Origin of the sequence: Streptomyces sp. SJL17-4, from assembly GCF_036826855.1 — a bacterium.
Lineage (GTDB): Bacteria > Actinomycetota > Actinomycetes > Streptomycetales > Streptomycetaceae > Streptomyces.
This window is the reverse complement of the sequence record NZ_CP104578.1, coordinates 452313-472862: the sequence shown is the minus strand read 5'-3', so window position 1 is coordinate 472862 and position 20550 is coordinate 452313. Positions and strand designations below refer to the sequence as shown.

The following is a 20550-nucleotide window of genomic DNA, read 5'->3' as shown; positions in this document are numbered from 1 at the left end:
ACCGGGACGATGACGGAAGCGACGCGACGGACGGCGGAAGAGCCTGACGACCCTGCCACCGGCCCTGGTGCCGGTGCGCTGCGGGTCGGGGTCCTCGCCTACCCGGGCTGCTTCGCGTCCGAAGTCTTCGGAGTCCCCGACCTGTTGACGATGGCCGCACACGTCGCCGGACCGGACGCGCCCGGCTACCGGGTCTCGATCGTCTCGCCCCGCCGCCGGGTCACCGCCTCGGGCGGCGCCGTCCTGGACGTGCGTCCGCTGCGTGAGGTCGACGTCCTCGTCGTCCCCGGTTTCGAACCGGCTCCGGCCCCGGCCACGGCCCGCGCAACGGACATCGGGGCACGCCTCGCCGGGCTGGCCCCCGAGACCGCGGCGATCCGCGCGAGCGCCGCCGCCGGCACCGCGGTCGTCTCCCTCTGCGTCGGCGCGTTCCTGCTCGCCGACGCCGGACTGCTCGACGGGCGCCGGGCCACCACGTCCTGGCTGTACGCCGGTGAACTGGCCAGGCGCTGCCCGGAGGCCGACGTCCGTCCCGAGCACCTGGTCGTCACCGACAGGGGCGTGACGACCACGGCCGCCTTCAGCGCCATGTACGACTTCGCGCTGGACCTGATCCGCCGGCACAGCGGCGCCCCGGTGGCGCGGACCACCGCGCGGATCGCGCTCGTCGACGACGTGCGGAGCTCCCAGAGCCCGTACGTCGACCCGCGGCTCCTGCCGCAGCCCGGCGGCGAGTTCTCCGAGCGGGTCATGAGACGGCTCGACCAGAACCTCGCCGCGCGCTACGAGCTCGGCGCGCTCGCGGAGGCCTTCCGCGTCAGCCCCCGCACGCTGCTGCGCCGCTTCGCCGAGGAGACCGGACGCAGCCCGCTGGCCCATCTGCAGGCGTCCCGGGTCCGGCGCGCCCGCCACCTCCTGGAGGCCACCGACCGCACGGTCGCCGCCGTCGCCGCGGCCGTCGGGTACCAGGACCCGGGCACCTTTGCCGCCCTCTTCGCCCGCCACACCGGCCACCGTCCGAGCGCCTACCGGGCCGCCTTCCGCCGTGCCGCACCGTCCGACGCGGACCTCGACCTCGGGCCTCGGACCTGAGAAGGACCTCAGGCCTCAGGCCTCAGACCTCGGACCTCAGACTTCGGGAAGGGACGGATCGGGTGTCCAGGGGTTCGGCGCGGTGATCGCCCAGCGTTCGTGGTCCCGCCAGCCCCCGTCGATGTAGAGGTAGGCCGGCGAGACCCCCTCGCAACGGAAGCCCAGCCGCTGGACCACGGCCAGGGAAGCCTTGTTCCCCGGCTGGATGTTGGCCTCCAGGCGGTGGAGCCGCAGCTCGGTGAACGCGTACTCCAGGGTGGCGGCGAGCCCCTCGGTCATGTAGCCGCGCCCCGCGGACGGGGCGAAGGCCGCGTAGCCGAGGGAGGCGCCCTGGTAGCGGCCCCGGATGATCGAGTTGATGTTGACCATGCCGGCGGCCGCGCCGGTCTCCCGGACGCGGATCAGATAGCCCCGGCTGCTGCCGTCGTCGAAGCGACGCATCCAGGTCCGGAACTCCTCCGCGGTGGTGGGCAGTTGCATCCAGGGCCCGTGCAGCTCGGTGCTGGCGCGTACGAGCGAGCAGAACTCGTCCTGGTCGGAGAGGGTGAGCGGGTGCAGCTCGATCCGTGACGGGGTGGTGAACATGGGGCCCACGTTATCCCCGCACCCCGGCGGTCAGCGGACCCTGCGCCGCGTGACCGCCCTCGCCTTCGCCGCCGTTTGACGCAACCTTTACTGTCACCTGCTGTGCCGACGCGCCCTGCCGAGGTGACCTTCCGCTGTCGTGCCTCTCGGCGTGGTCGATGTTTCGCAATGGAATGGCCAAGTCCCTTTGATGTCTGGGTAAACACCGCAGGGGGCCGGAGTCCGTTCGCGACCGCAACGGGTTGACACGTCTTGCCGACTGTGGCTGGCTGGGGACCGGTCGTGCGCCGGAACCGTTCGAACGGGCGGGTGTTCGCGTGCGATGTTCTGCCCGGCGTCTTGGGTGCCGGGTCAACGGGGAGTGCCACGATGTGGCACACACAGGGATATCGGGGGATATCTATGTTCACGCTCAGCCGGCCCGGTTCGGCGCCTTTCGCACGCCGCCGTATGTAGCGGCTCACCGAGCTCACGCGGCTCACCGAGCTCACGCGGCTCACCGAGCTCACGCGGCTCACCGAACGTGGCGGGGCCCCGGCTGGGTCCCCGGCTCGCGCCGCCGCTGTCTTCACAGGCTGCAAGCACTCAGTGCGCAGTACTCCTGCCCTGCCCTGCCCCGCCCTGCCGCATGGTGTCGTGCGGCGGGGCGGCAGGAGGCGTGCGCCTTCTCGGAACCGAATGATGGAGTGACTCGTGAAGAGTTTTGCCGGGCGCTTACCTGTGTCCACCGCGCAGCACGAAGTGTGGATCGCCCACCAGATGGACACCGGAGGTGCCCTCCACAATTGCGGGGGACACGTCGAGATCCGGGGGTGGCTGGACGAGGGGCACCTGGCCGAAGCGGTCCGGCGGGCCGTCGGCGAAACCGATGCCTTACGCGTTCGGTTCGTTGCTGATGAGAAGGGCCACCCCTGGCAGTGGCCGACCGATGTCGATGCCCCGCTCCACATCAGGGACTTCAGCGGGGAGAGCGATCCGGCAGGTGCCGCGAAGGAGTGGGCGCGGGCGGACCTGGCCACTCCGGTCGACCTCGCGAAGGACGCGTTGTTCACCCACACACTGCTCCGTCTGGCACCGGACCACTTCCTCTTCCACCTCCGTTACCACCACATCGTGCTGGACGGATACGGCCAGGTCCTCCACTGGCGCAGGCTCGCGCAGATCTACACCGCGCTCGAGCAGGGCACGCCGGTCCGCGAGAGGACCGCGGGCACACTCCGCGACCTCCTCGGCGAGGAAGCCGAGTACCAGGCATCGGCGGTCCAGGACAGCGACCGCGCCTACTGGCTGGGCCATGCGGCCGAGTGGCCCGAGCGGATCAGCCTGAGTGACCGAGGGGCCGGAACGTCCCGGCCGGCCGAGCGGTTCCGGCCCCCCGTGCGGGTCGAGCGGATCGACGAGATGGCCGCCACGTACGGGACGCCGTGGGCGGTCGTCGTACTGGCGGCGACCGCCGCGTATCTGCACCGGATCACCCAGCAGGACGAGATCGTCGTCGGACTGCCGGTACGGGCCCGGACCACGCGCACCGCGCTGACCACACCCGGCATGCTCGCCAACGTCCTTCCGCTGCGGCTGTCCGTACGCTCCGACATGCCGTTCCGTGAGCTCGTCCAGCAGGTCGCGGCACAGGCCGCCGAGGTGCTCGCGCACCAGCGGTTCCGTGGCGAGGTCCTCCAGCGGGAGCTCCGGCGGACCGGTGCCGCCGAGGAGTCCTCGGGCGTCGTCGTGAACGTGGTGTCGTTCGACGGGCGGCTCCGCTTCGCCGAACACCAGGGCACGGTCCGCCAGTTGTCCTCGGGACCCGTGCACGACCTCTCGATCGAGTTCTTCGGCGGCGCCGACGGCGCGGACCTCCACATGTCGTTCGACCCCAACCCGGAACTGCACGACGCCGCGACCGTGACCGCGCACCGTGACCGGTTCGCCGCCTTCCTGGACACCCTCGTACGGGCGGACGCGCAGGTGCCCGTGGGTGAGATCGAGCTCCTGACCGCGACCGAGCGCGCCCAGGTGGAGTCCGAAGACCGCGCCCACGCACGGGACTTCGATCTGACCCGGCCCCTCCACGAACTGATCGAGGACCAGGCCGAACGGACGCCGGACGCCGTCGCCGCCGAGACCGAGGACGGCTCGCTGACCTACCGCGAGCTCGTCGGCCGGGCCCGCGGCCTCGCCGCCCGTCTCCGCGCCGACGGGGTGGCGGCCGGCCAGGTGGTGGGCGTGTACGACGAGCGTTCGCTCGACCTGGTGGTGGAACTGCTCGCGGTGCTGATGTCCGGGGCTGCGTACCTGCCGCTGGACCCCGAACTCCCCCTCACGCGGGTGGAGTTCCAGATCGAGGACTCCGGGGCGCGGGTCGTCCTCACACGATCGGACCTCGCCGAGAGGCTCGCCGGTGCCGGTGGGAGCATCGCGACCACCGAGGTCATCGCCGTCGACACGCTGCTGCCCACGCTGCCCGCGTCCGGGCCGCTCCGGGCCACCGCCACCCCCGAGGACACCGCGTACGTCATCTACACCTCGGGTTCGACCGGCCGGCCCAAGGGCGTCGCCGTACCGCACCGCGGTGTGGTGAACCGGCTCCTGTGGATGCAGGAGGAGTACGGTCTCGGGGCGGACGACCGCGTCCTGCAGAAGACGCCCTTCACCTTCGACGTCTCGGTGTGGGAGTTCTTCTGGCCCCTGCTCACCGGCGCCGTGCTCCATCTGGCCGCCCCCGGCGCCCAGCGCGACCCGCGGGCGCTCGCCGACGTCATCCGCAGGCACCGGGTCACCACGGCGCACTTCGTCCCCTCGATGCTCGACCTCTTCCTGGCGGAGCCCGCGAGCCGGGACGTGCCCACCCTGCGCCGGGTCGTCTGCAGCGGCGAGGCCCTGCGCTCCGAGACCGTGGGCCGGTTCTTCGAGCGGTACGGCGCCGGCCCCGAACTGCACAACCTGTACGGGCCGACCGAGGCGTCCATCGACGTCACCCACTGGCGGTGCACCCCGGAGGACGCCCACCGGCCGGTGCCCATCGGGCGGCCGGTCGCCAACACCAGCCTGTACGTCCTGGACCGGGAGGGGCGTCCGCTGCCCCACGGCATCGCCGGCGAGCTGTACATCGGCGGTGTCCAGGTCGCCTCGGGGTACCTCAACCGCCCGGAACTCACCGCGGCGAGCTTCGTCGACAACCCCTTCGGCCCCGGCAGGCTCTACCGGACCGGAGACCTCGCCGTGCTCCGCGAGGACGGGGTCGTCCTCTACCGCGGCCGCCTCGACCATCAGGTGAAGGTGCACGGATTCCGCATCGAGCCCGGCGAGATCGAGTCCGCGCTGCTCGGCCACCCGGCCGTCGAGCAGGCGGTGGTCACGGCTCCCCTCGGTGACGACGGCGAGCGCCGGCTCATCGCCCATGTCGTGCCCGACGGCGCCGCGCCGGAACCGGCCGAGCTCCTGGAGTGGCTGCGGGAGCGCCTGCCCGCCTACATGGCCCCGGCGCACTTCGTCACCCTCGACGCCCTGCCGCTGCTGTCCAACGGCAAACTGGACCGCAAGGCGCTGCCGATGCCGGACACGCGGCCGGTCCGCACCGTGACGCCGCCGGAGACCGCCGAGGAGAGCCTGCTCCACCGGGCGTGGTGCACGGTCCTCGGCATCGACGAGATCGGCGTGGACGACTCGTTCTTCGTGCTCGGCGGCGACTCCATGCACGCCATCCGGGTCCGGGCGGAGGTCGAGCGGGAGGGCCGCACCTTCGAGGTCGCCGACCTGTTCCAGGGGCCTTCGATCCGTGAACTCGCCCGCGTCCTCAGGTCCTTGGAGGAACGGGAGGGCTCCGCCGACCGCGTACCCTTCGGGCTGCTGTCCGCGGCGGACCGGCTGCTGCTGCCGGACGGCCTCGACGACGCCTACCCGCTCAGTGCCATGCAGGCGGGCATGCTCTACCACGCGGCCTACGCCGAGGACTCCTCGGTGTACCGCGTGGTGACCAGCGCACGGGTGGCGACCCGCCTCGACCCGGACGCCCTGCGCGCCGCGATCGACGACACCGCCGCCCGGCACCCGTCCCTGCGCTGCTCCTTCGACCTGGCCCGCTTCTCCGAGCCGCTGCAACTGGTGCACGGCCACGTCGAGATCCCGCTGGAGACCGGCCTGGACCTCGGCGGCCTGGACGACGAGGCACGGTTGCGTGCCGTCACGGACTGGGTCGAGCAGGCCAAATACACCCGCTTCGACCCGGAGGTCGCGCCCCTGCTGAAGTTCGTGGCGCATCCCTGCGGCCCCGAGGCGTTCGAGCTGTCGGTGATCGAGCACCACGTCGTCCTCGACGGGTGGAGCGACATGCGCATGCTCGAAGAGGTGGTCGACCACTACCGGGCGCGGCTCGCCGGCGAGGAACTGCGCCTGCCGCCGGTCCGCTCGGCCTACCGGGACTTCGTCGCCGCCGAGCGCCGCGCCCTGGCGGACGAGCGCGCACGCGCGTACTGGACAGGACTGCTGCGCGGCGCCGAGCCCACCCGACTGGTGTCCCGCGGCACCACCGGACAGGAACGCCCCGACGGGGCACGGCCGGCCGCGAACCAGCGGTACGACGTGCCCGTCGACGACGGGGTGGCCGCGGAGCTGCGACTCCTCGGCGGGCGCGAGGGACTGCCGCTCAAGTCGCTCCTCGCCACCGCGCACCTCGCCGTGCTGCGGCTGGTCAGCGGGGACGACGAAGTGCTCACCGGCGTCGTGGCCAACGCCCGTCTCGAGGAGGAGGGCGGCGACGAGACGATCGGCGTCTTCCTGAACACGCTCCCGCTGCGCCTCGACGTGTCCTCCGCCACCCTCCTGGACACCGCGCGACGGGTCTTCGACCACGAGCGCCGGTCCGCGGCCCACCGCCGCTACCCCTTCGCGCAGATGCAGCACGACGTGGGCGAGGGCCTCCAGCTGGACAGCTACGTCAACTTCATGGACTTCCACCGCGACCGTCACCGGTCGGCGGACGGCCTCATGGCCGTCACCGTGGGCGTCGCGGAGACCAACTACCCGCTCGCCGTGAACTTCCTGATCGACCCCGAGCTGGGCCGCCTCCAGCTCTGGCTCGACTGCGACCTGGCCGTCCTGCCCGAGGAGTTCTGCTCGCGCCTCGCCGGCTACTACGAGCGCGCCCTGGCGGCCGTGGCCCGGCGCCCGGAGGAACGACTCACCGCCGTCGACCTCATGGCCCCGGCCGAGCACGCCCAGCTGGCCGAGTGGAACGACACCGCCGTCCCGTACGACCTCGACGCCACCGTGCACGGACAGTTCGAGCGTCAGGCGCTGACCCACCCGGACGCGATCGCGGTCGTGCACCGCTTCGACGAACTGAGCTACGCGGAGCTGGACTCCCGCGCCAACCGCCTCGCGCACCATCTGCGCGGCCAGGGCGTCGGACGGGGAGACCTGGTCGGCGTGAGCCTGCGCCGCGGTGCCGACCTCGTCGTCGCCCTTCTCGCGGTGCTCAAGAGCGGCGCCGCGTACGTGCCGATGGACCCGTCGTTCCCCACCGGACGGCTCGCGGACATCGCCGCCGATTCCGGCATCGGCTGCCTCGTCAAGGGACCGGGCACACCCGACGGGATCACCGCACCTCGGGTGGTGGACCTCGCCGCGGACGCGAAGACCATCGAGCGGGCCCCGGCCACATCGCCCGACGTCGAGGTCTCCGGCGACGACACGGCGTATGTGATCTACACATCCGGCTCGACCGGCAAGCCCAAGGGCACCGCCCTCCGGCACCGCAACGCCGTGAACTTCTTCGCCGGCATGGACGGGCGCGTCGGCTGCGACGACCAGGACGTCGTCCTCGCCGTCACCAGCGTCTCCTTCGACATCTCCGTCCTCGAACTGCTGTGGCCGCTCACCCACGGCGCCAAGGTGGTCGTCGCGGGAGAGCGGGTCATCACCCGTCTCGTACCGCAGTCGGAGTCGAGGGAGCGGCCCCTCGGGTTCAGCCTCTTCTTCTTCGCCGCGTCCGCGGGCGCCTCCCACCGCGAGGGCTACCAGCTGGTCCTCGACGCGGCCAGGTACGCCGACACCCACGGATTCGAGGCCGTGTGGACGCCCGAGCGGCACTTCCACGAGTTCGGCGGCCTCTACCCCAACCCCTCGGTGATGTCGGCCGCGCTGGCCACCATCACCGACCGCATCGCCCTGCGCTGCGGCAGCGTCGTCTCCCCGCTGCACGACGCGGTGCGCATCGCCGAGGAGTGGTCGCTCGTCGACAACCTCTCGGACGGCCGGGTCGGCCTGGCGTTCGCCGCGGGCTGGAACTCCAACGACTTCGTCCTGCGCCCCGAGAACTTCCCGGTGCGCAAGGAGCTGATGTCCGAACAGCTGGCGGAGTTCCGCACGTTGTGGCGCGGCGAGCCGGTGCAGCGGGTCGGCGGCAGCGGCGAACTCGTCGACGTACGGATCTTCCCCGCCCCCGTCCAGGACGAGCCGCCGGTCTGGCTCACCTCGGTCGGCGCCGTGCAGACCTTCGAGAAGGCCGGCGCCACCGGCGCGAACCTGCTCACCCACCTGTTCGGCCAGAGCCCCGACGACCTGGCGGAGAAGATCAAGGCGTACCGGCAGGCCCGCGAGGCCGCCGGGCACACCGGGCCCGGACAGGTCACCGTCATGGTGCACACCTTCATGTCGGACGACCCGGAGCGGGCGAGGGAGCAGGCGCGCGAGCCCTTCCGCGACTACCTCCGCAGCTCCACCGAGCTGTGGCGCACGCTCTTCGCCTCCACCGGCCAGGACCTCCCGGAGATGGGCGCCGAGGAGCAGATCGACGCGGTGATCGACATGGCGATCAACCGGTACTTCGAGACCTCCGGCCTGTTCGGTTCCCCGGACACCTGCGCCGACCTCGTCCGCGCGCTGGCCGCCGCCGGAGTCGACGAGATCGCGTGCCTGGTCGACTTCGGAGTCGAGGCGGAGGACGTCCTCAAGAGCCTCACCTGGGTCGACCGCCTCCGCGACAACCATGACACCGAGGTCGCCGAGGGCGCCCACTCCTTCGCCGAACTCTGCGAGCGGCACGGCGTCACCCTCGTCCAGGGCACCCCCTCGCTGCTCACCGCGGTGGCCGCGGAACCCGCCGCCCTGGAGTCGCTGCGGGGCCTGCGCGCCCTGCTGATCGGCGGCGAGGCCTTCCCCTCGGGACTCGCGCGGCGCCTGCTCGAAGCGCTGCCCGAGGTACGGATCCACAACATGTACGGCCCCACCGAGACGACCATCTGGTCGACGGTGCACGAACTGGACGCGAGCCGGGACACGACGGCCGACAGCATCTCCATCGGCCGGCCGATCGCCAACACCGAGGTGCGCGTGGTCGACGACCGCGGCCGGCCGCTCCCCGTCGGCGTCTCCGGCGAACTGTGGATCGGCGGGGACGGCGTCGCCGCGGGCTACATCGGGCGGCCCGAGCTGACCGCCGAGCGGTTCGTCACCGGCGTGGAGGGCACCGGCCTGTTCTACCGGACCGGTGACCGGGTGCGTCGGCGTGCCGACGGCAGCCTGGAGTTCCTGGGCCGGGTCGACCGGCAGGTGAAGATCCTCGGTCACCGCGTCGAACCCGACGAGGTGGAGAGCGTCCTCTCGCGCCATCCACGGCTCGACGCGGTCGCCGTCACCGCCGTCGACGGAGCCAACGGCACGGAACTCGTGGCCTATGTGTCTCCCGCGGACTCCCTGTCCGACGCCTCGGTGCAGGACGCGCACGTCCGCAGCTGGGGCGAGGTCTGGGAGAGCGCGTACACCGCGACCGACGGCGCCCCGGAGGACGGGAGCGAGTTCGCGGGCTGGCTCAGCAGCTACACCGGAGACCCCATCCCCGTCCCCGAGATGCGGGAGTGGCTGGGGCACACCGTCGACCGGATCCGCGCGCTGCGCCCCACCGCGCTCGCCGACATCGGCGTCGGCGTCGGTCTCGTCCTGCGGAACCTGGCCGACCGGGTCGGCGAGTACCACGGCGTGGACCTCTCGCCCGCCGCGCTCACCGTCGCGGCCGCCTCCCTGGGACGACCGCTCCCCGCCCACGTACACCTGGAGCAGTCCGGTCCCGAGTACCTGGCGCGCCTCGCGCCCGGAAGCCTGGACACGGTGGTGATCAACTCGGTGGCGCAGTACTTCCCCGGGACCGACTACCTGCGCACCGTCCTCACCGACGCGGTGCGCGCCGTACGGCCCGGCGGCGCGGTCTTCGTCGGCGACGTCCGCTCGGTCGAGATGCTGCCCGAGTTCCACACCGCCGTGGCGCTGCACCGGGCCGGACCGCTCCAGACGGTCGAGGAGATCCGGTCCTCGGTCTCCCGCCGCCTCCAGGAGGAACGGGAACTGTGTCTGTCCCCGGCCTTCTTCCACCGGCTCGCCGCCGACCTCGACGGCGTCGGCGAGGTCCGGGTCGAGCTGAAGCGGGGCACGGCCGACAACGAGCTCTCCCTCTTCCGCTACGACGTGACCCTGCTGATCGGCGACCGGCCGGCGCCCGCCGCGACCGAGCCCCGTCTCACCTGGGACGCGCTCGACGGCGGCCTCGACGGCCTGCGGCGGCGACTGGCCGGCGGCGCCGAGGGCCTGGTGGTGACGGGCATCCCCAACCGGAGGCTGCTGCGGACCACGGCCGCGGTCCGCGCACTGGAGGACACCGACGGCACGGCCACCGGCTGGGACCTGGAACGGCTGCTGTGGGATCTGGACGACGAGGCGGGCGCCCACCCGGAGGAGTTGTTCGACCTGGCCGCCGAGCAAGGACGCCGGCTCCGGGCCCTGGTGCCACCGGACGGCCGACTCGACACGTTCGACGCGGTGTTCGGTACACCGGTCCCCGCCCACGACGACGCTGAGGACACGGCATGAGCGCCACCCGACCACTCGCCAACGACCCGCTCACCTCGGCCTGGGCGGCGGGACTGCGTTCCTCCCTCCGCGCCTACGCGAGGACGCACCTCCCCGACGCCATGGTCCCGGCGCACTTCGTGGTGCTGCCGGAACTGCCGAAGCTGCCCAACGGCAAGGTGGACCGGGGGAGTCTGCCTCCGCTGACGGCCGAGGAGACGCCCGAGACCGCCTTCGTCGCCCCCCGCACACCGGTGGAGACACAACTCGCCCGGATCTGGCAGGACCTCCTCGGCCTGCCGAAGGTCGGCGTGGAGACCAGCTTCTTCGACCTGGGCGGCGACTCCCTGACGGTCCTGCAGATGACCGCCCAGGTACGGGAGATCTACGACGTGCGCCTCGACCTCCGCAGGATGTTCGAGGACCCCACCGTCGCCCAGCTGGCGCGGATGGTCAGCTCCCAGGCGGACCCCGCGGTGACCGGGGCCGGCAACCCCCGGGGCGTCACGAGCGAGGCCATGGCGGCCGACGCCGTGCTGCCCGCCGACATCGTGCCCGAGGAAGGGGCCGCACCTCCGTCGACGGGCCCGTACCGCACGGTCCTGCTCACCGGCGGCACCGGATACACCGGGGCCTTCCTGCTCCGCGAACTGCTCGACCGCTCGGCCGCCACGGTGCACGTCCTGGTCCGCGCCGACGGGCCGGACCGGGCGGGCGAGCGGGTCCTTGGAAACCTCGCCGAGTACGGGCTGCTGCGGGACGACGACGCGGAACGCGTCATCGGCGTCCCGGGCGACACCGGGCGCCCCTATCTCGGCCTGACCCGGGCGACCTACAACGAGCTGGCCGCCGAGGTGGAACTGATCATCCACAACGCGGCGATCTCCAGCTGGATCGTCCCCTACGCCAAGATCAAGCCGGTCAACGTCTTCGGCGCCCTGGAAGTGCTGCGGCTCGCCTGCCGCACACGGGTCAAGGCCGTGCACTTCGTCTCCACCATCGGCGTGTACCCGGGCCACGAAGGAGAGCGCAGCTGGGCGGAGACCCGGCTCACCGAGGCCGACCACGTCGTCGGCGGCTACCGCCAGTCGAAGTGGGTCGCGGACAGCCTGATGCTCCAGGCCCGCGACCGCGGCGTGCCGGCCCATGTGTACCGCCTCGGCGCCATCACGGGATCGCAGACCACCGGAGCCTGTTCGTCCGACACCTTCATCAACCACCTGATCAAGGGCTGCGTCCAGCTGGGCGCCTACCTGGACCACGATCTGCTCCTGGATCTCGTGCCGGTGGACTTCTGCGCGGCCACGGTGGTGCACACCGCGCTCTCCGGAGGCCACGCGGAAGCCGTCCTCAACGTGCCGAGCGCCCGGTCCGTCAGCATGAACGAGATCTTCGAGCTGATCGTCGGCTACGGCTATCCGCTGCGCCGCCTCGACTACCCGAGTTGGTACCGCGAACTCGCCGCCGCCGTGGAACGCGGCGAGGAGAACGAACTCGCCCTGTACCTGCCGCTGTTCGGCGCCGAGCAGCCCGCCGAGGAGGTCGGCTACCCGGGCAGCAGGCCGCAGTTCCGCACCGACAACCTGCGGGCAGCGCTCCACGGTTCGGACATCGCGTGCAAGCCGGTCGACCGCGAACTGTTCGACCTCTACCTCGACTACTTCGTCTCGTCGGGCTTCCTGCCCGCCCCTCCCGGTGGCACCGCCCGCCCCCAGACCCAGTGGAGTTCGTGATGACCGCTCCTGTCATACCCGCCTTCCCGATGCCCCGCCGGCACCCGCTGGACCCGCCGCCCCAGTACGGCGAACTCAGCGCCGAGCAGCCGGTCTTCCAGGTACGGACCCCGCGCGGCGAGGACGTCTGGGTGGTCACCCGCCACGCGGACGCACGCGCCGTGCTCACCGACACCCGGTTCAGCTCCGACCCGAAGACACCCGGCTACCCCTCCTACATCTCGGGAGACACCCCGCTCCCGCCCGGCTTCTTCCTCAACCAGGACGCACCGGACCACACCCGGCTGCGCCGCCTGGTGACCCGCGAGTTCCTGATCACCCAGATGGAGGCGAAGCGGCCGAGGATGCGGGCCATCCTCGACAAACTGCTCGACGACCTGGTGCGACAGGGGAATTCCGCCGACCTCGTGACGCAGCTGGCGCTCCCGATGGCCGCCACCGTGATGTGCGAACTCCTCGACGTCCCGTACGAGGACCACCGGATCTTCGTGACCCTCACGGACACCATCCTCGACCGCAGCAGCACCCCCGAGCAGGCCGAGGGCGCCGCCCGCGAGCTCATGGCGTACTTCGACGAGGTCGTCACGGCCCGGGAGCAGAAGCCGACCGACGACATGCTCGGCCGTCTCGTGGCGCAGGAGGAGGCGGGCCGGATCAGCCACGACGAGTTCGTCGGGCTCGCCGCGCTCCTCATGCTCTCCGGCTACGACACCATGGCGCAGATGATCGGCCTGGGCACGGCCACCCTCCTGGAGCACCCCGACCAGCTGGACGCCCTCAAGGCCGACCCGTCGCTGTACCCGCAGGCCATCGAGGAACTGCTCCGCTACCTCTCCATCAACCACGCGGGCCTGCCCCGCGCCGCCACCGAGGACCTCACCGTCGGCGGTCAGGAGATCCGGGCGGGGGAGGGCGTCCTGGTGATGATCAACGCCGCCAATCGCGACGCGACGGTCTTCGACGAGCCCGACACCTTCGACATCCACCGCAAGGACCCGCAGGCGCACGTCGCGTTCGGCCACGGCTTCCACAAGTGCATCGGGCTGACGCTCGCCCGCGTCGAGCTGAGCACCGTGTTCGCGGGCCTCTTCGGGCGCCTGCCCACGCTCGCGCTCGGCCGACCGCTGGAGGACCTGCCGTTCCGGCACGACATGGTGCTGTACGGAGTCCGCGGACTGCCCGTCACCTGGTGACGCCTCCCGGTGCAGCCAGGCCATGCCACTCATCTCACGAAGGAAGCAAAGGACGCATGATGGCGGTTGAAACGGTCTTCCTCCTGCCCGGCCAAGGGGGTTACACCCCGGGGCTGTTCGCCGGTGACGGCTCGCCCGAGGTCGCTGAGGTCCTCGACACGGTCGACCGGATCGCGGCCGAGTTCGGACGCGGCGGAGTCTCCCCCCTGCTCCGGCACGCCGACGGGCCCTCCGCGGCGGACCTGGTGCGCGCGGACTCCTTCGCCCTGCAGCTCGCCGTGTTCGCCGCGGCCGTCGGCAGCTTCCGTATCGCGGAGCGCGAGGACGCGCCGGACGTCGTGGTCGGGCACAGCATGGGTGAGATCGCCGCGCTGACCGTCGCCGGAGCGTTCACCCCGGCCGACGGGGCACGCCTGGTGTGCCACCGCTCGGAGGCCCTCCTGGCGCACTGCCCGTCGGACGGCGGCATGGTGGCCCTGGAACTGCCGGCCGCCCGTGCGGCCCACCTGGTCGGCGCCGTCGCCGATCGGGGACTGGCCGTCGCCGTCTCCAACGCGCCGCGCCAGACGGTGGTGTCGGGACCCGACGAGGCGGTGGACGTCGTCGCGCGGCTCGCCGGCGCGCTGGGCGTCCAGGCCACCCGGCTGAACGCTCCGTTCCCCTTCCACAGCCCGATGCTCGGGGTCGCCGCACACGTCTTCGGCGAAGCGATCACCGGCATCCGGCAGCACCCCCTGCGCGCCGCGGTGTACTCGCCGGTGGCCGGCGGCTACGTCCAGGACGACACCGACCTCAAGGCACTGCTCGTCCGGCAGCTCACCACGCCGGTGCGGTTCATGGCCGCCGTGCGCGAGCTCCACGCCGACGGCGCGCGGCGTTTCGTCGAGTGCGGCCGGGCAGGCCTTTCGGGGCTCGTCCGGCGCAGCGTCCCGGAGGTCGACACCACGAGCACGGTCGGGGCCTCCCGAAGCGCCGTCGCCGCCGCCCCGGTGGCCACGCGCACGGAGCCCGCACCGGCCGAGACCGCTCCGGTGGTTGCACCCGCGCCGCCGGCCGAACGCGCTCCGGTGGCCGAACCCGCGCCGCCGGTCCTCGACGAGCTGCGGGAGCTGTACGCGTCGGCGCTCGGATATCCGGTGGAGGTGATCACGGGGGATGCGGATCTGGAGGCCGATCTGGGGATCGATTCGCTGAAGCGGGCGGAGATGTTGGGGAAGGTGTCGGCGCATTTCGGTCTGGGGGAGTCGGCCGTGGACGGCCGTTTCGTCGCCCAGCCCACCCTGGCCGACCTGGCCGATCTCATCACCGCGGTACGGGGCACGGTCCCCGCCGCCGAGACGGCACCGACTCCTGTCCCTGTCCCCGTGGTGGTGCTCGACGAGTTGCGGGAGCTGTACGCGTCGGCGCTCGGTTATCCGGTGGAGGTGATCACGGGGGATGCGGATCTGGAGGCGGATCTGGGGATCGATTCGCTGAAGCGGGCGGAGATGTTGGGGAAGGTGTCGGCGCATTTCGGTCTGGGGGAGTCGGCCGTGGACGGCCGTTTCGTCGCCCAGCCCACCCTCGCCGACCTGGCCGACCTCATCACCGCCGTACGGCCGTCCGCGCGCTGATCTACGAATCGGGAGCCAGCATGTCCCACGATCTCTCCGGCCGCACCGTCCTCGTCGCCGGTGCAGGCCGGCCGCTCGGCACGTCCGTGACACGACGGCTCACCCAGCTCGGCGCGCACGTCGTGACCTGTGACGGGTACGACGAGCCCCGGATACGGGCCGCGCTCGGCCCGGCCGACGGCCGACCCGGCCGTATCGACGCGCTCGTGAACGTCGTCACCGGGGACGGAGGACCGCGCGACGCCCGGACGGCGACCGCCGCGGCCCTCGACCTCATCGCGCCGCGGGGGCACGGTGCGATCGTGCACGCGGTCACGGCCCCGCCCGCGCCGGAAGCGGTCGCCGAGCTCGTGCGCGATCCCGGTGCCGGCCCGCGGGACGGCATCCGCGTCAACGCCGTGATCGTGCAGGAGCACGCGGAAGGGCCGGCGGCGGAGGGCGTCGCCCAACTCGTCGGGTTCCTGGTGTCCGACGACGCGTCGTCCGTCGACGGCAGGACGCTGGTCCTCAGCGGGGCACCGGCCGAGTCCACGCCCGCCGACGACGCGGTCGTCGTCGTGGGCATGGGACTCGCCCTGCCGGGAGCCGGCTCGCCCGAGCAGTTCTGGGAGCTGCTGAAGAACGGCGAGCCGGTGTTCGGTGAACCCGGGGACAGGCTGGACCTGGACTCCATCTGGTCGGCGGACACCACCGCCGAGGACAAGACGTACGCGCGCGTGTCCGGCTTCATGACCGGATTCGAACCGCATCCGCGACTGCGGGACGAACTGGAATCGGGCGCCTTCGACAGCGAGGAGTACACGGCACTGTGGCTCCGGCACTCGCTGCTCAGCGCCACCGAGAAGGTCACCGTCCGGCCCGATGACCGGCAGCTGTTCGCGGTCGGCCTCACCCCCGACGGCAGCCACCACCTGGAGCACAGCCTGGTCTCGGCCGGGGTGCGGGGGATCCTCGCCGAAGCGGGGGAGAAGGTGCCCGACGGCTTCGACACGCTCTACCCGCTGGCCTCCGCGTCCCCGGAGGACGTACTGCCGTACCGGATCGCCCGCATGGCCGCCCCCGACCTCCCCGAGTCCGCCGAGATCGTCGTGGTGGACACCGCGTGTTCCTCCTCCCTCTACACCGTCGACCTGGGCGTCCGGGCACTGCGCGCGGGGGAGACGGACGTGGCCCTGTGCGGCGGGGCCTTCGCCCTGAGCGCCCAGAACCTGGTGCTGTTCTCCAAGCTCCGCGGCCTGTCCCGGTCCGGCCGGGTCCGGTCCCTGGACCGGGACGCCGACGGCGTGCTGTTCAGCGACGGCGCGGCGATGCTCGTCCTGAAGACGTACGCCAGGGCGATCGCCGACGGCGACCCCGTCCTCGGGTTCGTCGCCGGGTTCGGCGGATCGTCCGACGGGCGGGGCAAGGCGATCTACGCCCCCAACGCCGCCGGCCAGAAGATCGCCCTCGACCGGGCCTGGCGCTCCGCCGGTGTCACCTCGGAGGACGTGGACTGGATCGTCGCGCACGCCACCGGTACGCCGACCGGTGACCGTACCGAGATGAGCGCGCTCACCCAGAGCGCGGGCCCGGCCAAGACATGGACCATGACCTCCAACAAGTCGCTGGTCGGACATGCCGGCTGGGCGGCGGGAGCGGTCTCGGCGATCCACGCGCTGCTGGCCATGCGGCACGAGGTCATCCCGGCGCAGCGGCAGTTCGGCGAGCTGCCCGAGGGCGTGGGGACGGCCGTGCACGTCCCGGTCGACGACGTGCCGTGGATCGCCGAGCCCGGACGCCCCCGCACCGTCGGGGTGTCGGCCATGGGCTTCGGCGGCACGAACGGCCATCTCGTCCTCACGGACCGGCCCCCGGCCGCCGTGGCACCCGCCGCCGCGCGGCCGACGGGCACGGAGGACGACCCGGTCGTCGTGGTCGCCGAGGCCACGCACCTCCCCGGCGACCCGGACGAGCGGCGCATCGCCCGCTGGGTCTCGGGCGCGGCCGCCGACTGGCCGCCGTCCTTCGGCGACGCCTACCCGCTGCCCTCTCCCGTGGAACTCCGCCTGGCGCCCTCGGCGATCGCGGCCATGGACCGCAGTCAGCTGATGGCCGTGCGGTGCGCCGACCTCCTCGCCGGGGACTGGGTGAAGAACGAAGCCCTGGCGGCGCGTACGGGAGTCCTCGTCGGCCACACCGGCCCGACCAGGGCCGCCCTCGGCGCGGACCTGCGCTGCTACCGCGATGCCCTGCTCGGCAGACTGACCGGCCCTGCCGGGATAGCGCACCAGACGCTGGACGACGCGATACGCGCCGTGTCCCGCCCGGTCAACGAGGACGCCTATCCGGGACTGATGCCCAACGTCATCGCGGCCCGGGTGGTGCAACGGCTGGACCTGCACGGTCCGAACATGACGCTCGACGCGGGCCGCGACTCCACCCACTCGGCCGTGGCCACCGCCATCCGCTCCCTGCGGGACGGTGAGATGGACCTGGCCGTGGTCATCGGGGTCAACGCCACGACGGACCACGTCCCCACCCATGGAAGCAAGGAGAACGCGGAAGCCGCCGTCGGCTTCCTCCTGACCCGGCTGAGCGTCGCCCGGCAACACGGCATGACCGTCCTCGGCCGGGTGGAGCTCGCGACGGGGGGCACCCGTGGCGCCGTCGACGCTCAGGACGCCGAGCAGGTACGGGAACGCAACTACCGCGGCGCCGAGGGCGCCGTGGCGATCCTGCACGCCCTGCACGGTTCGCGGGAGCGGACGGTCGTCCGGCCCCGGGAGGACGACCACACGCCCGCCATCCTGGTGACACCGCAGGGGTGGGCCGAGGCTCCCGAGAAAGACGCCGACGCCCCCGGCTCCGCCGCCGACACCTCCGCCCTCGCCCCCGACGCCACCGGGCCGGACCGGGCCGAGGCCGCCGGCTCCCTGAGCGGTCACCTCGCCCGGCACGCGCTCGCGCTGCGCCCGGTCCCCGCCCGGAACGTCCGCCCCGGCATCGCGGCGATCCCCGCCGGAAGCCTCGTCCTGACCGACGAGCCGGGGGCGCTGCGGGACGCCGACCTACCGGTGGACTGCCTGATCGTCGCTCCCCGGACCGCACCGCACGACGCCACGCTGCCGTTCCCGGTGACCCGCCTCGACGAGCCGGAGGAACTGGAACGGCTGCTCGCCACGGACGGCCGGACGTTCGCCCAGGTCCGCGTCGTCGTCGCCGGGGCACGTGCCGCCGCGTCCGGCTGGGACGTGCCGCGGCGGGTCCTCGACCTCCACGACCTGGCCTTCCTGGCGGCCAAGCACAACGCCGAGCCGCTCGACGGCGGCGGCTGCCTCGCGGTCCTCGCGCTGAACGCCGTCGACGGTACGACGCCCCTCCCCGCCGTGGGCCTCTTCGGCGGTCTTGTCCGCAGCCTGTCCCAGGAGCTGTCCGGCTGCCTGGTGTTCGCGCTGGTCGTCGATGGCGAGGACGTACGGGCCGGCCTGACGCGGCTGGCCGGGGAAACGGCCGCGCACCACTACATCCCGGTCGCCTACGACTCCGGCGGCGTGCGGCACGAGCTGATGCTGCTGCCCGTCGAGGCGCCGCCGGCCGACACGGGGCTCGGTCTGCCGGACGACCCGGTGATCGTGGCCACCGGCGGCGCCCGCGGACTCACCGCCCACCTGGTGCACGAGATGGTGGCCGACGGCACGCCGCGCGGCGTCTGGCTGCTCGGCACGGGACCCGCGCCCGACCCGTCCGCGTCGGCCCTGGCCCGACTGCCGCGCGCAGACGCCCTGCGGCAGCTGATGGCGCTCCACCCGTCCGAGACCCCCGCGGCCCTCAGCCGCCGCTACGACCGTGCCGTCCAGGACCTCGAACGCGCGGGCACGCTCCAGGAGCTGGAACGCTCCTGCGGCGCCGCACGCGTCCACTACCGGCAGTGCGACGTCCTGGACCAGGACGCCGTGCGCACGGTGATCGACGAGATCCTGGCCGTGGAGGGCCGGGTGGACGTGCTGGTGCACGGCGCCGGCCTGGCCCGCTCCGCGGGCGTCACCCGCAAGAAGCTCGCCGACTTCCGGGCCGTACGGGACGTGAAGGTACGCGGCTACGCGCATCTGCGCGCCGCCCTCGGGGACCGGCGCCCCGCCCTGTGGTGCAGCGTCGGCTCCGTCTCCGCGTTCACCGGCCTGCGCGGTGAGCCCGACTACGGCGCGGCCAACGAGTTCCTGCTGCTCGCCGCCGCGCACGCGCGGGCGACCGAGGGCGTGGACGAGGTCGCGCCGGCCTCCGGGCTGTGGGTCGAATCGGGCATGGCGTCGGCGGACACGCCGGGCGGTGCCTTCCTGGCCCGACAGGGAGAGATCGGCCAGATGACCGACGTCCAGGGCCGGGAGTTCTTCCGCACCGAACTCCGCGGCCGCGGCAGCCACGGACTGGCGACCACCTGGATCGGCGACGCGGACTGGGCGACCCTGCAGCGCCGGGCACCCGGCTTCCGCGAGGCCTGCGAGCAGGCGGCCAGGACCGCGCCGGAGCGACGGCGCACCCCGGCGCCGACCGCGCGGCGGGCGTTCCTGACCGGCCCCCGCCGGGACGACGGCACGTCGGCGCTCTGGACGTTCGAGGTCGGCCTCGACGCGCACCCGTACCTCCTGGAGCACCGGGTCGACGGCCGGCCGACCGTTCCGGGGACCTTCATCCTGGAGATGGCGGCCGAAGCCGCGGCCGAGCTGGCCCCGGGCCTGTTCCCGACGCGCATCACCGATGTCGTCCTGTCCCAGTTCATCCGGGCCGCCGAGCACCGCTGGCCGCGGACCCTGTGCGTGGCGGCCGTCCGCGACGGCGACCGGGTACGCGTACGGATCACGTCACCCGCGGCCGGCCCGGTGCCGGAGCGCGAGCACTCCCGGATGGTGGTGCACCTGGGCCGGGCGCTCCCCGACGGCCCGTGGTGTCCGCCCGCCCCCGCCGGCGGCCAGGCCGCCCCCAACACCTACGAACTCCCGGGTACCCCCGTCGAGTTGAGCGGGGTGTTCGGAGCGCTGCGCGGCCCGCGCCTGACCTCCGACGGCGGTTCCGCGGAGCTGCGCCTCGCCCTTCCGCCGGGCGGTGGCGTCCATTCCCGCTTCCTCCTGCCGAGCGTCGCCCTCGACTGCCTGCTGCGTACCTCCGTACTCGACGGCAGGCGGCCCGGAGCCGTACCGGTGATCGTCCCCACGGCGCTCGCCTCCGTGGACCTGTACACCCCGGCCAACGACCCGGAGCTGGCGGCCGACTGGCCGGACGGGCTCGTCCTGCGCCACTGGTACGACCCCGCTTCCGGCGAGGAGCACCTGGCCGTGGTCGGACCGGACGGCCGTGCCCTCGTCCGGGTGACCGGCGTACAGGGGGCGGAGAAGGGCGCGTACGACCCGGACACCGGGACGTGGCGCCCCGGGCCCGCACCGAGCCACACGCGTGAGCCCCGGTGACCGGGACGCGTTCGCGTGCGCAAGAGACCGACAACAGCGGCACCGAGATGCCGCG

Annotated in this window: 7 protein-coding genes; 6 read left to right on the top strand and 1 reads right to left on the bottom strand. The window is 72.8% G+C overall.

Features of this window, described 5'->3' with window-relative positions; genetic code table 11:
* Positions 1 to 9: 9 nt before the first annotated feature.
* Entirely contained in the window at positions 10 to 1092 is a 1083-nt protein-coding gene (locus tag N5875_RS01970) for a helix-turn-helix domain-containing protein (protein ID WP_338491465.1), read from the top strand.
* 36 nt (positions 1093 to 1128) lie between these two features.
* Here the strand turns inward: N5875_RS01970 and N5875_RS01965 are convergent, their stop codons facing one another.
* Positions 1129 to 1677 carry a GNAT family N-acetyltransferase gene (locus N5875_RS01965; protein ID WP_338491463.1) on the bottom strand — a complete coding sequence of 183 codons (549 nt, stop codon included), beginning with the start codon at positions 1675 to 1677 and terminating at the stop codon, positions 1129 to 1131.
* A gap of 720 nt (positions 1678 to 2397) precedes the next feature.
* Here N5875_RS01965 and N5875_RS01960 point away from each other — a divergent pair.
* The 5 genes from N5875_RS01960 to N5875_RS01940 are packed head-to-tail and all read left to right on the top strand — an operon-like array spanning position 2398 to position 20495.
* Positions 2398 to 10536, top strand: a complete 8139-nt coding sequence (locus N5875_RS01960) for an amino acid adenylation domain-containing protein (protein ID WP_338491461.1) — start codon at positions 2398 to 2400, stop codon at positions 10534 to 10536.
* Positions 10533 to 12248, top strand: a complete 1716-nt coding sequence (locus tag N5875_RS01955) for a thioester reductase domain-containing protein (RefSeq protein ID WP_318210467.1) — start codon at positions 10533 to 10535, stop codon at positions 12246 to 12248. Before N5875_RS01960 ends, N5875_RS01955 begins: the two co-directional genes overlap by 4 nt.
* Positions 12248 to 13441 carry a cytochrome P450 gene (locus N5875_RS01950; protein ID WP_318210466.1) on the top strand — a complete coding sequence of 398 codons (1194 nt, stop codon included), beginning with the start codon at positions 12248 to 12250 and terminating at the stop codon, positions 13439 to 13441. Before N5875_RS01955 ends, N5875_RS01950 begins: the two co-directional genes overlap by 1 nt.
* A 56-nt stretch (positions 13442 to 13497) precedes the next feature.
* Entirely contained in the window at positions 13498 to 15054 is a 1557-nt protein-coding gene (locus N5875_RS01945) for an acyltransferase domain-containing protein (protein ID WP_338491460.1), read from the top strand.
* Between the two features lie 20 nt (positions 15055 to 15074).
* A complete protein-coding gene (locus N5875_RS01940) occupies positions 15075 to 20495 on the top strand; it encodes an SDR family oxidoreductase (protein ID WP_338491459.1) in 5421 nt (1806 codons plus the stop codon).
* Positions 20496 to 20550 lie beyond the last annotated feature (55 nt).

What these genes read in the sequence shown, in the direction of transcription:
- N5875_RS01965 (WP_338491463.1), bottom strand. Translation starts at nt 1,677, where the DNA reads ATGTTCACCACCCCGTCACGGATCGAGCTGCACCCGCTCACCCTCTCC.
- N5875_RS01945 (WP_338491460.1), top strand. Translation starts at nt 13,498, where the DNA reads ATGATGGCGGTTGAAACGGTCTTCCTCCTGCCCGGCCAAGGGGGTTAC.
- N5875_RS01970 (WP_338491465.1), top strand. Translation starts at nt 10, where the DNA reads ATGACGGAAGCGACGCGACGGACGGCGGAAGAGCCTGACGACCCTGCC.
- N5875_RS01950 (WP_318210466.1), top strand. Translation starts at nt 12,248, where the DNA reads ATGACCGCTCCTGTCATACCCGCCTTCCCGATGCCCCGCCGGCACCCG.
- N5875_RS01955 (WP_318210467.1), top strand. Translation starts at nt 10,533, where the DNA reads ATGAGCGCCACCCGACCACTCGCCAACGACCCGCTCACCTCGGCCTGG.
- N5875_RS01940 (WP_338491459.1), top strand. Translation starts at nt 15,075, where the DNA reads ATGTCCCACGATCTCTCCGGCCGCACCGTCCTCGTCGCCGGTGCAGGC.